This window comes from Clostridium sp. HMP27, from assembly GCF_000765165.1.
GTDB lineage: Bacteria > Bacillota > Clostridia > Clostridiales > Clostridiaceae > Clostridium_AK.
On the sequence record NZ_JMFY01000007.1, the window covers coordinates 60,044 to 73,786 of the forward strand.

The window sequence follows — 13,743 nt, forward strand, 5'->3', positions numbered from 1 at the left end:
ATTCTATAAATTAAGATAGAATTCCATTTTAATTATGCTTTTTTAATTTTAGATTTAGGGTCAACACTATAAAAGGTGTTATTAATTGAGTTGATTATATTACCATTTTTTAACTGGACGATTGGAAGATATGGATATTTAACATAGTTATCAAAGCCAATTATTTTGCCAGTAATACCATTAGGTAGACGTATTGTTTTATTTGGTTTGAAATACGTAGTTCTATGCAGGAATATACCTAAAATATTATTATCTAGTACCTCGTCTTTATTCTCACAGACAAATCTAATTGCTTCTGAAGGAAGAAGTCCAGTTGTATAGTTATATCCACCTACTAAATCGTCGTATTCATGAGCTATATGAAGAATTCTACCAAACAAACTTATTTCTTCTCCCTTTTTGCCGTTTGGATTTCCCTTACCGTTATAGAATTCATGATGATCTAAAATTTCATTAATAATTGACTTTTTACGTAAAAGTGGAGAGTTTGAAGTCATATTTAGAGAAAACTTCAAGATGCTTTTTCATTGCAGGGTGATTGTATTCTTGAGCTTTTAAAAAAGTCTTATATTTCTTATTGGGTAGTTCTGCAAAGCCTATATTTAAAAACAATCCGGCAATGGCTAACTCAATTAAATCATCATTAGTCAATTCCACAGTTAGTCCAATCAAAATTGAAATACAGGTTGTATTTATGCTGTGAATTAAGAATATATCATCATAGTCTTTGATTTTATTGAAAAGATTAATAAACGTGTTATTATTTGAAAAAAAATTTAATAAGTTTGATTTGATGTCCATTGCCCGATTTCTTAAATTCTCTGATTCTAAAGTATCTTCTAAAGAGACGCAATAAGGTGAAGTTGATAGCATGCTTGTAATAGGATTAATATAATTTTTAATTTCATAGATAGGAATATTTTTATATTTTTTCATAATTTCATTTAAATCTTTTTTGAATCCAGTATTAACGTGGTCGTTATTCTGTAAAAATTCTTCAAAATCTTTTTCAGATGGGGCTACTAAAACAGAGGTATCAGGTAATATGTGCTTTTTCATTATATTAATTAAAGAAATGTTTAAGTTTTTATTTTCATTAATAAGCATTAATCCATCCGATCTGTAAATAGGATGTAATAAAATATCGCCAGGAATAAGATCTTGGATTTGGTTTTTTATATAATTTTGTTTTGTAAAATGCCTTTTATCTTCAAACATAGAACTTCCCCTTTGGATTTCATTTGCATATAGTTATACCTTGCTTGTATTCATGTGGGAAACGTTGTTAAAAAAGGAAATATATTTATATACAACAGTAAATAAAAAATAATCATTAAAGTTTTTAATAAAGAGAAAATTAGGGTGAAAGCTAATAACTTTATTCTTAAAAAATAAGGATAAAAATTGATTATAATAAATAAAAATACAATAATTACATATATAGGAATAGAATGGAGGGAAGAAAGGATTGTCAATAGTCCTATAAAAAAGACTTTATATTACTTTAAAAACAAATATTACAACAAAATATCCAAAATTTATTAAAAATATATACATATAATAGAAAAATTAGACAAAATATGATAATATATTATATGTATTAGGGAAGGTGGCTAGGTCTATGGGAAATAAAATAGAAGGAAGTAGAAAAGCAGAAATAAATATGCGCTTTTCAGAATTTGAAATGCCTCCAATGCAGGATGCATTAATAGTGGGCAAACGAGCTCCAATTGGAGCGGAGGCAACAAGAAGAATGGTAGACATACTTTCACCAGAACAATATGAAATAATTAGGATAGAACATGAGTATGTTGAAGCCATTGTTGTAAGAAGATCTTTATTAAATATGTTATCGGAGGATAAGCTTATTCCTATAATTATGGAGGAGGGAGAAAAAATTGCTAACGAATCAATGATTATAAGAGCTCAAGTGAATATAACTCTTAATGTTAGCAAGTCTATTGACTTATGATGCAGAAGGTATTAAATATAATGGATAAGAATTTTATGAAAGTTGATTTTCTGAGCGGAGTAAGGCGGATTCAAGATGTTTTTTATGAAAGAGATACAGAGTGCTTTGTTGTTTATGATGAGGAGAGATTAGTTGGTGTGGCCACAAAAAAAGAATTAATTGGAGCTCATCCAAATAGAATAATCGCTGATGTTATGTCTTACAAATATATTTGTATTGATTGTTGTACATACATATGGGAGATTAGAGAAACATTTGATTTAAATAGAGATATTTATATTGCACTTATAAAAGATAATGATAAAGTCATAGGATACATAACAAGAACAACTTTAAATATAGAGTTGGGAAAACATATTGATTTGCTTACAGGACTGTATAAAAATGATTATTTATTTTATAATGCATATAAATTAATAAGAAGTGAACAGAACACAACGATTATATTTATAGACTTAAATAATTTCGGTTATATTGATAAGAAGTATGGTCATATAAATGGAGATGCTATACTCAAAGATGTCGCAGAGGTATTAAAGGAAAGTATTAGCTCCGAATGTTATCTGTGCAGGTATGCGGGAGACGAATTTGCAATATTAACTCCACATCCTATAGATGACAGTAGGGTACTTGCAGAAAAAATTATAAAGTCTATAAGCTCTTATGAGTTTACCAACAATATAGCAGTTTCTGCATCAATAGGAATTACAGGTTGTAGGATACATAATAATAAAATAGAAAATACATTTGAAATAATAAAAAAGTTAGTAAATATTGCAAGCTTAGCATCAACAAAGGCAAAGCAAAGTGCTAATAGTTCAATTATTGTTGGGGATGTGGACATAGATGCAATTGCTTAAATATATAGTTGAGTATGGATTAATATATTTTAATCACACTCAACTCTTTGTATTTATAAATAAATATACAATAACAGGAGATAGATTTTACAAAAAGAGCTATGTAAACCTATAGCTTTTACATAGCAAAATTACTGTGTAAGTTTTAAATTATTATCCGAAAAGAGCCAAGAGTACTCCAGCGGCAACTGCTGAACCTATAACTCCTGCCACATTAGGCCCCATTGCATGCATAAGAAGATAGTTTGATGGATTAGCCTTTTGCCCTTCAACTTGAGAAACTCTTGCAGCCATTGGAACCGCTGAGACTCCAGCAGATCCTATAAGAGGATTGATTTTCCCTCCAGATAAAAAGCACATAAGTTTGCCTAAAAGTAACCCACCTATTGTACTAAATGCAAATGCAGCAAGTCCAAGGAATATAATTTTTAAAGTCTCAGGGCTTAAGAATCTATCGGCTCTGGCAGTAGCCCCTACAGTAGTGCCAAGAAAAATGGTAACGATATTAATTAATGCATTTTGTGCAGTATTAGAGAGCCTTTCAACAACTCCGGACTCCTTAAATAGATTTCCCATCATTAACATTCCTATAAGAGGTGCTACAGAAGGAAGCAGTAGCACTGTAAGTACTGTAACTGCTATAGGAAATACTATTTTTTCAACTTTAGATACTTCTCTAAGCTGGTCCATTTTAATTTGTCGCTCTTTTTTTGTTGTGAGTAACTGCATTAAAGGAGGTTGTATAAGGGGAATTAGCGCCATGTAAGAATAAGCTGCAATTGCAATTGCTGGCAGCAATTCCGGAGCAAGCCTCGTTGTTAAAAATATTGCTGTAGGCCCATCCGCGCCACCAATGATACCTATTGAAGCTGCAGCTTTAGGTGAGAAGCCTAGTGCAATTGCAATAATAAAAGCAGTAACAACACCTAATTGGGCTGCTGCACCTAGAAATAAACTTGAAGGCCTAGCAATGAGAGGCCCAAAGTCAGTCATTGCACCGATTCCTAGAAATATTAGGGAAGGATAAATTCCTAATTTGACACCTTGATATAAATAATAAAGTAATCCTCCTGGCTCAGAAGAGTTTGTAAGCGGGCCAGACATTATTCCCGTAGATGGTAAATTAGCCAGCAGAACCCCGAAAGATATAGGTAGAAGCAAAAGGGGTTCAAACTTTTTTTTGATAGCCAGATATATAAGCACAAAAGAGATAAGAATCATTACCGATTGCTGCCATGTTAGTGCTGCAAAACCTGATTCGTTAAATAATTTTGTAATTGTATCTGAAAATGAAAAAGACATTTATATAGCCCCCTTTCTATTCAATCACGGCAAGAACATCGCTTGTATTAACAGAGGTTCCCTTTGCAACCTGAATTTCTTTAATGATTCCATCTTTAGGAGCTGTAATTTCATTTTCCATTTTCATAGCTTCAAGTATAAATAAAGTGCCACCTTTTTTTATATTATCTCCTTGACTTACTTTTATGTCTATGATTGTGCCAGGCATTGGAGCTTTTAATACCTCACTAATCATACTTGTCTTTGTAATTGGCTCTTTAGAAATGCTATTAGAGACTTTCTCTCTAGTGGAGTTCATAACTTCAACCTCATACTTTTTATTATCAACAGTAATGATATAATTCATTTAAGTATTCTCCCTTCTAAAATAATGATGTGATTATACATCAAGTGGTTTTATGGATTTAATTTCAAGTGATTTTAAAGGAATGTTAGATGCATAACTTAGTGAGGCTGCAATAATTGCAACTGTCTTTTCATCAACATCTACGAAAGTTGATCTATCAGTTAATAACTCCAAGGTATTTTCATCTTGAGTAAAGGTACGCAATTCCTCTTTTTTCTTAATAAAATAAAAACACTTGGATTGTAAATTTAAAAAAAGGCTTAGTGAAATAAGAACAGCAAAAACTATAGACATAACAAATAAAGCAACTAATATGCTCTCAAGTACTGACATAAAATCCCCCCTTATTAGTAAAAACCTGTATACATTTTTCTATGAATTAATAAAGATAAATTATTACTGGTATATAAATAATGAACCATCGGTTTACTATATTTATATGTGAATGAATTAGAAATATGCTATATAAAAAATTTAAGTTAAATTTACTTAAATAATTTATATGTACTATTAGTTAGAAGAAAAAAGTTTTCATACACACCTAATTGAATATTTTTCCATATTGGAGTAAACTATCATATAATAGGATTTTTAATTGGGTAGAAAATAAGATCACAAGGTAAAAGTGTAGGCGAAAAGGGGGATAAGAAATAGGTGTTAACAGAACAAAACAATATAAATAACAGCTTGGATAAGGCGTTAGAACTTTTAAAGTATTTTACTAATGAATGCCCTGTTAGAGGGCTAAGTGAAATAAGCAGAGAGTCCTCTATACCTAAAGCAACAGTATATAGGCTACTTAATACTTTTGTGAAAAATGGATTTTTACAAAAGGTTGATATTCATGGACAGCAAAGTCAGTATAAATTAGGTATGAAGTTTTTTGAACTGGGAATGCTCGTATCAGAATCAATGGAGCTGAAAGAAGTTGCTCTCCCGCTAATGAAACAGTTAAGAGATTTACTTAATGAAGATATTCAGTTATCTATAAGAGAAAATAATTATTCTATTTATATTGAAAAAATAACATGCACTCATCCTGTACGATTATTCACAAGGGTAGGGAGAACCGTACCATTAAGTGCGGGAGCTTGTGCAAGGGCAATATTATCTTTTTTAGATGATAAAGAAATACATGACATTTTGAACAAAGAACCTTTAGTTAAGTATACGGAAAATACCATTATCGACAAGAAAGCCTTATGGGAAAATATAGAGGAAAATAGAATAAAGGGCTACACTATTAGCTTTGGGGAGTTAGAACCGCAAACCGTTTCAGTAGGGGTGCCTATACTTGATTATTCTCAAAATGTTGTGGCATCATTAAGTGTTGCAGGACCAGAGCAAAGATTTAATGATAAGTCTTTACCATTAATCATAAATGAAGCAAAAAAGACTGCTAAAGAAATATCTAAAATTTTAGGATGTAATTTTAGTAAAGTTTATAAATAAATTAACTAGACGTAATACCTAGTAAAAACTATTGGTTATTGCGTCTAGTTTTTTTATTTATAAATATACATAAAATTTTATGAATGATGCATATATCCAATAATTTATTAATATAAGTATTATAGGTATAAATGAAACATCGGTTTAATAATTGAAAAGATAATTATATAGGAGGTACTTATTATGTTTAAGGTTGATTTGAATAGTGATCTAGGGGAAAGCTTTGGAAATTATAAGATAGGATTAGATGAAGAAGTGATAAAATATGTTACTTCCGTAAATATTGCTTGTGGATGGCACGCTGGGGATGCTGAAGTTATGGAAAACACTATTAAGATAGCAAAGGAAAATGGAGTAGCAGTAGGGGCACATCCTGGTTTTCCAGATTTAATGGGCTTTGGACGAAGAAATCTTTCCGTAAGTCCTGCTGAGATGAAAGCTTATATAAAGTATCAATTAGGAGCACTTATGGCATTTGCAAAGACTGAAGGCGTGAAAATACAACATGTAAAACCACATGGTGCTATGTATAATATGGCTGCAAGAGATTTATCATTGGCAAGGGCTATAGCACAAGCTATATATGAAGTAGATAAGAATATTATTTTACTAGGACTTGCTAACAGTGAATTAATTAAAGCAGGAGAGCAAACAGGATTAAAAGTTGCAAATGAGGTATTTGCTGATAGGGCATATAATGCTGATGGAACATTAGTGGCAAGATCAAAAGAAGGTTCTGTTATTCATGATGCTGATGTTGCTATATCTAGAGTTGTAAGAATGGTGAAGGAAGGAAAGGTAACAGCAATAACTGGTGAAGATGTTAACATAAATGCACAATCTATATGCGTACATGGAGATAATCCAGATGCTGTGAAGTTTGTTAAGGAAATTAAAAGGAGACTTCAAGAGGAAGAAATTCAAGCAACTGCAATCTCAAATCTTATTAAATAGGAGGGAAGGGCATGAACACGGAAATGGAGAAAACCTCAAAGAATTTAAAACCGAGACGAGACAATGGAAGTGTCCTTATAGGTGCGGCGTTTATCATGGCAACTTCAGCTATAGGACCAGGATTTTTGACTCAAACAGCCCAATTTACTGAGAGATTTGCTGCAAGTTTTGCTTTTGTAGTATTAGTTTCAATTATATTTAATATAGGTGCTCAGATAAATGTATGGAGAATTATTGGTGTATCAGGCATGAGGGGACAAGATATTGCGAATAGAGTTGTACCTGGACTTGGATATTTTATAGCAATACTCGTTGCAATGGGAGGGTTAGCATTTAATATTGGAAATGTTGGTGGTGCAGCGTTAGGATTAAATGTTATCTTTGGTCTTAATGTACAATATGCTACTATTATTTGTGGAATTGTAGCAAGTGTTATTTTCTTATCTAAGGAAGCAGGTTCAGTGGTAGATAAGCTTACACAGGTTTTAGGAGTATTGATGATTGTAATTGTGACTTATGTTGCAATTAAGACACAGCCACCTGCTGGAGAAGCTTTGATTAGAAGCGTTACCCCAGAAAACCCTGAGTTGTTGTTATTCCCAATAATTACTCTACTTGGCGGCACAGTAGGAGGCTATATTACTTTTTCAGGTGGACATAGATTGATTGATGCAGGAATTACAGGAATAAATAAGGTTAAGGAAGTTACGCAATCTGCAGTACTTGGTATTACAATTGCATCTATCATGAGAATACTAGTATTTTTAGCGGTATTAGGAGTTGTAAGTAAAGGAATTACTTTAGATCCTTCTAACCCGGCAGCCTCTGCTTTTAAAAGTGGTGCGGGAATGATTGGATATAAGTTTTTCGGTGTTGTATTATTAGCTGCAAGTATTACTTCAGTAGTCGGGGCTGCCTATACATCTGTATCATTTTTAAAAACACTCAATCCATTTATACAAAAATATGAAAAGCAGACTACTATAGGATTTATTATTTTCTCAACAATTGTCATGGCTATAATAGGACAACCAGTAAAGCTGCTTATTTTAGCAGGATCCCTTAATGGATTAATCTTACCAATAACCTTAGGAGTAATATTAGTAGCTTCTAAAAGAAAGGATATTGTAGGAGAATATAACCATCCTAAGTGGATGTTAATACTTGGCATATTAGTTGTTGTTATTGCTGCATACGCAGGAGTAAGGTCATTATCGAGCATATTCTAGAAAAATTAATCAGGAGGAAATAGCATGTATAAGGAGACAAGATATTTAACAGCTGGAGATAGGGCGTTAACTGTTGAATATGGAAATGAGATTTCTGAAGATATAAGTAATAAGGTAAGAGCAATGATGGTAGCCTTGGAATTAAATAAAATAGAAGGGGTAATAGAAATTGTACCAACTTATCGATCTTTAATGATTCACTATAATCCCTTAGATATTAAATATGATAATTTGGTGAGGGAATTGAAGCTATTGGAAGGTAAGCTTAATGATATTTCCATGCCGGAGCCTGAAGTTATTGAAATACCTACATTATATGGTGGGGAATATGGACCAGATATTGAAAATGTTGCGCATCATAATGGAATAACTGTGGAAGAAGTAATAAAAATACACAGTTCCAAGGAATATCTTATCTACATGTTAGGTTTCACCCCTGGTTTTCCATATCTGGGGGGGATGGATGAAGAAATTGCGACACCTAGATTAAAAGTTCCAAGAACAAAAATTAGTCAAGGATCTGTAGGAATTGCAGCAAGTCAAACAGGAATATATCCTATTGATAGTCCTGGCGGGTGGCAGTTGATTGGTAAAACTCCTTTAAAGCTCTATGATCCAAATAGAGAAGTTCCAATACTTTTAAAAGCGGGAAACTATATTAAGTTTATGCCTATCTCTAAAGAACAATATAAGTCTATAGAGAAAGATGTAAATGATGGAGGTTATAAATATAATACTTATATTAAGAAAAGAAAGGAGGGGGCATAATGGGAGAAATAAAAATTAAAAATCCTGGACTTTTGACATTGATACAAGACAATGGCAGATATGGTTATCAGCAATTTGGTGTTCCTGTTTCAGGAGTGATGGATGGTTTTTCTCATAGAATAGCTAATATTTTAGTAGGAAACAATGAAAATGAAGCCCTCTTAGAAGTAACTATATTAGGTCCTGAAATAGAGATTATGAATGGCTCCTTAATTGCTATTACAGGAGGAGATTTAAGTCCATTTTTAAATGGCAAACCCATACCTATGTGGGAAAGCATACGTATAAAAAAAGGAGACATATTAGGATTTGGGCAGATTAAAAATGGATGTAGAAGTTATATAGCATTTGCAGGTGGGATTCAAGTTAAAAAGGTCATGGGGAGTGGGTCCACTTATGTTAAAGCTAGAATAGGTGGACTTAATGGAGGAAATTTAAAATCAGGAGATATTATAAAAATAGGTAATTTAGAAGATAACTTAACTTCTACTAAGTACAGAAAGCTACCTAATAAATATATTCCTACGTATTCAAATAATATAGAAGTAAGAGTTATTTTAGGACCTCAAGATGATTATTTTACTGAAAAGGGAATGGAAAAATTTTTATCTTCTGAATATAAAGTTACTAATGAATGTGATCGTATGGGATATAGATTAGAAGGAGAGGCAATTGAACATACTAATGGTGGAGATATTATATCTGATGGAATTAATTTTGGTGCTATTCAAATCCCAAGTCATGGACAACCAATTATTATGATGGCAGATAGACAAACTGCTGGAGGATATACAAAAATTGCAAATATTATTTCTATAGATCTTCCTAAAATAGCGCAGGCTAAGCCTGGCGATTGTATTACATTTAAAAAAGTAACTATTTACGAAGCTCAAAGGCTTCTGAAAGAAGTAGAAGAAGATATTAAGACAATTAAAAAGAATTGTATTAGTGAAAATATCATTAAAACTAGTGAAATTTTATTAAGAGTAAATGGAAAAGAATATAATGTAAAGGTAGAAGAAGTAGGATAAAAGCAGTTATTAAAATCTGAAATCCCCATGCTGTAAGCATGGGGATTTTTATTTAACTTGCTATCTTTTTATAAATTACTTGAAAAAAAAGATAAGGAATTTATATCAACATCAAGCTTGTTTAATAAGGCTTCGATTTTTCCCTTAGATTGTATTAAAAGTTTTTTTATTAATTCTATTTTTTCAGGTGTTGCTCGAAATGAAGGAACACTTACACTAATGGCAAAACCAACTTGATTATCTTTACGAATTGGAACCGCTATACATCTGATGTGGTCGGTAATTTCCTCATACTCTACAGCAATATTAGTTTGAAGAGTGCTAGATAGCTGCTGATACAATATATCAAAATCAGTTATTGTATTAGGTGTATAAGATTCTAAGCCATTAGGATAGAGATCTTTCAATTGCTGCTTTGAACAATCGCACAACAAAGCTTTACCTAAAGCGGTACAATAAGCAGGCAGCGATTTTCCTACTGATGAAATTAATCTAATGGGCTCAGGGGAATCTACTTTAGCAATATAAAGAACTTTATCTTTATTTAGTACGCCGAGCTGGCAAGTTTCAGAACTTTTATCAACAATAAGTTGCATTTCTTCAGTGATAAAACTCAAAACGTCTAGATTCTGTGAATAAGAAGAACCAACAGCAAATGAACTTATACCAATTATATATTTAGATGTATGTTTATTAAGCTCAATAAATTTTCTTTCATATAACGTTCTAATAACTGGAAAAATACTGCTTTTTGGAGCGTTAATAGCACTAGCGATTTCTGTTAAAGTATAGCCTTCAGAAGAAAATGCAAGCAGCTCTAATATATCTAAAACACGTGAAGTGGGTCTGTGTTCTGAATCAATCAAAGTATAATACCTCCTCTACAAATAAAGCCAACACTATAATAACAAAAAAGGAATTTATTTTCAAGGCAGGCAATATAATTTTGCCGAAAACAAAGACAAATAAAATTTTTCAGAAAATGATAACAATTAATATTGACATACTATTCCATAGATGATATTATAATCTCAACAAGTTCGTAAATGCAAATGCAGTTCGTAATAACGAACAAAAAGATTCGTAATTAAATTGAAAGGTGGGGGAAAAACTAATTAGAAAACGATTTTATAGGTGAATTTTAATATTAAAACTTTTAGGGGGAAGATATTATTATGATTATGAAGTTTCTAAAAAAGGTACCAGCAGGTATGATGATTGTTCCATTACTTATTGGATCATTCCTAAACACATTTTTCCCAGAAGCACTTAAGATAGGATCTTTTACAACAGCTGTGTTTTCGAATGCAGGTGCAGCAACTGCAATGGGAATCCAATTATTTTGCTTAGGAACCACATTACAAATTAAGGACATGCCTAAAGTTCTTAAGCGTGGAGGAATATTATTAATATCAAAATTTATTATCGGGGCTGCTATAGGAATTGCAGTGGGTAAAATATTTGGGTTTGCTGGAGTTCTAGGGTTATCGGCATTATCAGTAATCAGTGCAGTAACAAATAGTAATGGAAGTGTTTACTTAGCATTAATGAAAAGTTACGGTGATACTACGGATTGTGCCGCTATGGCTCTTCTAGCATTAAATGATGGACCGTTCTTCACTTTAATAGCTTTAGGGGCATCTGGACTCGCTAATATTCCAGGAAAAGCTTTAATTGCTACAGTTATTCCTATTATTGTAGGTATGATTCTTGGAAACTTAGACAAGAGTTTAAGAGATTTTTTAGCACCAGCAGGAGATATTTTGATTCCGTTTGTTGGATTAACCTTAGGAGCTGGAATTAATTTAACTAATGTTGTTAAAGGTGGTCCACAAGGAATAGTATTAGGATTAATTACACTAGTAATTGGAGGAGCATTTATTGTATTCTGCGATAGAATAATAGGAAGACGTCCAGGATATGCAGGATGGGCAGTTGCAACAACTGCTGGAAATGCCATTGCTGTACCTGCGGCTGTTGCATTAATAGATCCAAGCTGGGCACCTTATGTAGCTGTAGCAACTTCTCAAGTAGCAGCATCTACTGTTGTGACAGCAATATTAGTTCCTTTAGTAACTGACTGGTGGGCTAAAAGATATGGATGCCCACAAATACCAATAACAAAAGAAGATGGCACATTAGTAGGGATTTAATCTAATTTTACTATAGATAGAATATTTAATATAAAAAGGAGAGATAAGCATGGTAAACGCATTAATGATTGATGAAAAGGATGATGTTATAGTAGCAATTGAACCTATTGAGAAGGGTTCGGAAATTAATTATAAATCAAAGAATGATACTGTTAAAACGTTGACTGCATTAGATAATGTCATAATTTATCATAAAATAGCGGTTAAAGATATTACTAAAGGCAATCCAATAAGTAAGTATGGTGAACATATAGGTGTAGCAGCAACAGATATTAAGGCTGGTATGCACGTTCATGAACATAATGTACAAAGTGTTAGAGAAGAATTATAAGGGGGAAATTAGCTATGAATTTTTATGGATATAAAAGACCAGATGGAAAAGTAGGAATTAGAAACCACATTTTAATTTTACCAGCAAGTGTATGTGCTTCCGATACAACAAGAATAGTTGCATCACAGGTAGAAGGTGCTGTTACATTTAATAATCAAAATGGATGTTCACAAGTTGCTTCAGATCAGCAGTTTACAATGGATGTAATGGCTGGATTTGCAGCTAACCCTAATATATATGGCACAGTTGTTATTTCCCTTGGATGTGAAAACTGTCAAATGGATTTAGTAACCAAAGCAATTGAGGAAAGAACTAACAAACCTCTTAAAACCGTTATAATTCAAGAAGCAGGTGGAACACTTAAGACAATCGAAAAGGCTGTGCGCTATGCTAAAGAAATGGCAGAAGAAGCTAGTATGCTTAGGAGGGGGGAATTCCCAATTTCCGAACTAATTGTTGGTACAGAATGTGGTGGCTCAGACCCAACATCAGGACTTGCCTCAAACCCACTTGTAGGCGCACTTAGTGATAGATTAGTAGAACATGGAGCAACATCAATTCTTAGTGAAACAACTGAATTTATAGGGGCAGAACACATCCTTGCCAGACGTGCAAAGAATGAACAAGTTCGTGATAGAATTTATGACATAGTTCATAGATATGAAAAGGCCCTTCAATTAGTTGGGGAAGAAGTAAGAGAAGGGAACCCATCACCAGGTAATAAGGCAGGTGGATTAACAACTCTTGAAGAAAAATCCCTTGGATGTATCCATAAAGGTGGACATAGTGTAATAAATGCTGTATTTGACTATGCTAAGCCAGTAACAGAAAGAGGCCTTGTTATAATGGACACTCCAGGCAATGATCCGTCTTCTGTTGCAGGTATGATCGCAGGAGGAGCTCAAATTGTTGTATTTACAACTGGACGTGGCACTCCAACAGGTAATCCAATAGCACCTGTTATAAAGATTACAGGTAATAAAATTACTTATAAGAATATGGAAGATAACATGGATTTCGATGCTAGTCCAGTAATTTATGGAACTAAAACTATGGACGAGTTAGCCGATGAGTTGTTAGGGAAAGTTGTTGAAACAGCAAGTGGTAAACTTTCAAAAGCAGAATCTCTTGGTTATATGGAAATAGCTATTGCTAGAGTTTGTAACTACGTATAGTAGCTATATAGAAAAATTACAATGAGGCTTGCAATAATGCAGGCCTCATTGCATAAAAATTAGATATTGTAATAATTAAAGGAGAAGTATTTGTATGAGTATTTATTATATACCACCAGTAAATTTACTTGGAAGAGGTTGTCTTGCTGAAGTAAAAGAACCTATTAAAT

Annotated in this window: 16 protein-coding genes; 10 read left to right on the plus strand and 6 right to left on the minus strand. The window is 32.6% G+C overall.

Annotated features, from left to right (window positions below; all coding sequences use genetic code 11):
• Positions 1–32 precede the first annotated feature (32 nt).
• Positions 33–497, minus strand: a complete 465-nt coding sequence (locus DP68_RS04285) for an HD domain-containing phosphohydrolase (RefSeq protein WP_035306591.1) — start codon at positions 495–497, stop codon at positions 33–35.
• Entirely contained in the window at positions 469–1,218 is a 750-nt protein-coding gene (locus DP68_RS04290) for a hypothetical protein (RefSeq protein WP_035306594.1), read from the minus strand. The genes DP68_RS04285 and DP68_RS04290 overlap by 29 nt, the downstream gene beginning before the upstream one ends.
• Positions 1,219–1,621: 403 nt before the next feature.
• Between DP68_RS04290 and DP68_RS04295 the strand changes: the two genes are divergently transcribed.
• Together DP68_RS04295 and DP68_RS04300 are read left to right on the plus strand one after the other, a co-directional pair.
• Positions 1,622–1,972: a hypothetical protein gene (locus DP68_RS04295; protein WP_035306597.1), complete on the plus strand. Its 351-nt coding sequence runs from the start codon at positions 1,622–1,624 to the stop codon at positions 1,970–1,972.
• A 20-nt stretch (positions 1,973–1,992) separates the two neighbouring features.
• A complete protein-coding gene (locus tag DP68_RS04300) occupies positions 1,993–2,832 on the plus strand; it encodes a GGDEF domain-containing protein (RefSeq protein ID WP_291547229.1) in 840 nt (279 codons plus the stop codon).
• A 153-nt stretch (positions 2,833–2,985) separates the two neighbouring features.
• Here the strand turns inward: DP68_RS04300 and DP68_RS04305 are convergent, their stop codons facing one another.
• From DP68_RS04305 to DP68_RS04315, 3 genes are read right to left on the minus strand one after another with little or no spacing between them, the layout of a single operon-like run.
• Positions 2,986–4,134: a sodium ion-translocating decarboxylase subunit beta gene (locus DP68_RS04305; RefSeq protein ID WP_035306602.1), complete on the minus strand. Its 1,149-nt coding sequence runs from the start codon at positions 4,132–4,134 to the stop codon at positions 2,986–2,988.
• A 16-nt stretch (positions 4,135–4,150) separates the two neighbouring features.
• Positions 4,151–4,480 carry a biotin/lipoyl-containing protein gene (locus tag DP68_RS04310; protein ID WP_035306604.1) on the minus strand — a complete coding sequence of 110 codons (330 nt, stop codon included), beginning with the start codon at positions 4,478–4,480 and terminating at the stop codon, positions 4,151–4,153.
• A 33-nt stretch (positions 4,481–4,513) separates the two neighbouring features.
• Positions 4,514–4,813, minus strand: a complete 300-nt coding sequence (locus DP68_RS04315) for an OadG family protein (protein WP_035306607.1) — start codon at positions 4,811–4,813, stop codon at positions 4,514–4,516.
• A 321-nt stretch (positions 4,814–5,134) separates the two neighbouring features.
• On the opposite strand from DP68_RS04315, the gene DP68_RS04320 reads away from it, so the two are divergent.
• The 5 genes from DP68_RS04320 (at position 5,135) to DP68_RS04340 (ending at position 9,914) form a co-directional block, all read left to right on the plus strand.
• Positions 5,135–5,932 carry an IclR family transcriptional regulator gene (locus DP68_RS04320; RefSeq protein WP_052085645.1) on the plus strand — a complete coding sequence of 266 codons (798 nt, stop codon included), beginning with the start codon at positions 5,135–5,137 and terminating at the stop codon, positions 5,930–5,932.
• A 183-nt stretch (positions 5,933–6,115) separates the two neighbouring features.
• On the plus strand, positions 6,116–6,886 hold the full coding sequence (locus DP68_RS04325) for a 5-oxoprolinase subunit PxpA (protein ID WP_035306609.1): 771 nt from the start codon (positions 6,116–6,118) through the stop codon (positions 6,884–6,886).
• Positions 6,887–6,897: 11 nt separating this feature from the next.
• Positions 6,898–8,115 (plus strand): NRAMP family divalent metal transporter, encoded by a 1,218-nt coding sequence (locus DP68_RS04330; protein WP_291547236.1) that lies wholly within the window; start codon positions 6,898–6,900, stop codon positions 8,113–8,115.
• A 24-nt stretch (positions 8,116–8,139) separates the two neighbouring features.
• The gene (pxpB, locus tag DP68_RS04335) at positions 8,140–8,883 is read left to right on the plus strand and encodes a 5-oxoprolinase subunit PxpB (RefSeq protein ID WP_035306610.1); all 744 of its coding nucleotides are present in this window, start codon (positions 8,140–8,142) and stop codon (positions 8,881–8,883) included.
• Entirely contained in the window at positions 8,883–9,914 is a 1,032-nt protein-coding gene (locus DP68_RS04340) for a biotin-dependent carboxyltransferase family protein (protein ID WP_035306613.1), read from the plus strand. The genes pxpB and DP68_RS04340 overlap by 1 nt, the downstream gene beginning before the upstream one ends.
• Positions 9,915–9,982: 68 nt before the next feature.
• Here DP68_RS04340 and DP68_RS04345 read toward each other — a convergent pair whose 3' ends face one another.
• Positions 9,983–10,780 (minus strand): IclR family transcriptional regulator, encoded by a 798-nt coding sequence (locus DP68_RS04345; protein ID WP_035306616.1) that lies wholly within the window; start codon positions 10,778–10,780, stop codon positions 9,983–9,985.
• 309 nt (positions 10,781–11,089) lie between these two features.
• On the opposite strand from DP68_RS04345, the gene DP68_RS04350 reads away from it, so the two are divergent.
• From DP68_RS04350 to DP68_RS04360, 3 genes are read left to right on the plus strand one after another with little or no spacing between them, the layout of a single operon-like run.
• Complete coding sequence (locus DP68_RS04350) at positions 11,090–12,067, plus strand: 2-keto-3-deoxygluconate permease (RefSeq protein ID WP_035306618.1); 978 nt, start codon at positions 11,090–11,092, stop codon at positions 12,065–12,067.
• 49 nt (positions 12,068–12,116) lie between these two features.
• Positions 12,117–12,398: a UxaA family hydrolase gene (locus tag DP68_RS04355; protein ID WP_035306620.1), complete on the plus strand. Its 282-nt coding sequence runs from the start codon at positions 12,117–12,119 to the stop codon at positions 12,396–12,398.
• Between the two features lie 14 nt (positions 12,399–12,412).
• On the plus strand, positions 12,413–13,573 hold the full coding sequence (locus DP68_RS04360; protein ID WP_035306623.1) for a UxaA family hydrolase: 1,161 nt from the start codon (positions 12,413–12,415) through the stop codon (positions 13,571–13,573).
• Positions 13,574–13,743: the final 170 nt, after the last annotated feature.

Excerpts from the sequence above, each read along its gene's own strand:
- DP68_RS04285 (WP_035306591.1), bottom strand. The coding sequence starts at position 497 with ATGACTTCAAACTCTCCACTTTTACGTAAAAAGTCAATTATTAATGAA.
- DP68_RS04290 (WP_035306594.1), bottom strand. The coding sequence starts at position 1,218 with ATGTTTGAAGATAAAAGGCATTTTACAAAACAAAATTATATAAAAAAC.
- DP68_RS04295 (WP_035306597.1), top strand. The coding sequence starts at position 1,622 with ATGGGAAATAAAATAGAAGGAAGTAGAAAAGCAGAAATAAATATGCGC.
- DP68_RS04300 (WP_291547229.1), top strand. The coding sequence starts at position 1,993 with ATGGATAAGAATTTTATGAAAGTTGATTTTCTGAGCGGAGTAAGGCGG.
- DP68_RS04305 (WP_035306602.1), bottom strand. The coding sequence starts at position 4,134 with ATGTCTTTTTCATTTTCAGATACAATTACAAAATTATTTAACGAATCA.
- DP68_RS04310 (WP_035306604.1), bottom strand. The coding sequence starts at position 4,480 with ATGAATTATATCATTACTGTTGATAATAAAAAGTATGAGGTTGAAGTT.
- DP68_RS04315 (WP_035306607.1), bottom strand. The coding sequence starts at position 4,813 with ATGTCAGTACTTGAGAGCATATTAGTTGCTTTATTTGTTATGTCTATA.
- DP68_RS04325 (WP_035306609.1), top strand. The coding sequence starts at position 6,116 with ATGTTTAAGGTTGATTTGAATAGTGATCTAGGGGAAAGCTTTGGAAAT.
- DP68_RS04330 (WP_291547236.1), top strand. The coding sequence starts at position 6,898 with ATGAACACGGAAATGGAGAAAACCTCAAAGAATTTAAAACCGAGACGA.
- pxpB (WP_035306610.1), top strand. The coding sequence starts at position 8,140 with ATGTATAAGGAGACAAGATATTTAACAGCTGGAGATAGGGCGTTAACT.
- DP68_RS04340 (WP_035306613.1), top strand. The coding sequence starts at position 8,883 with ATGGGAGAAATAAAAATTAAAAATCCTGGACTTTTGACATTGATACAA.
- DP68_RS04350 (WP_035306618.1), top strand. The coding sequence starts at position 11,090 with ATGATTATGAAGTTTCTAAAAAAGGTACCAGCAGGTATGATGATTGTT.
- DP68_RS04355 (WP_035306620.1), top strand. The coding sequence starts at position 12,117 with ATGGTAAACGCATTAATGATTGATGAAAAGGATGATGTTATAGTAGCA.
- DP68_RS04360 (WP_035306623.1), top strand. The coding sequence starts at position 12,413 with ATGAATTTTTATGGATATAAAAGACCAGATGGAAAAGTAGGAATTAGA.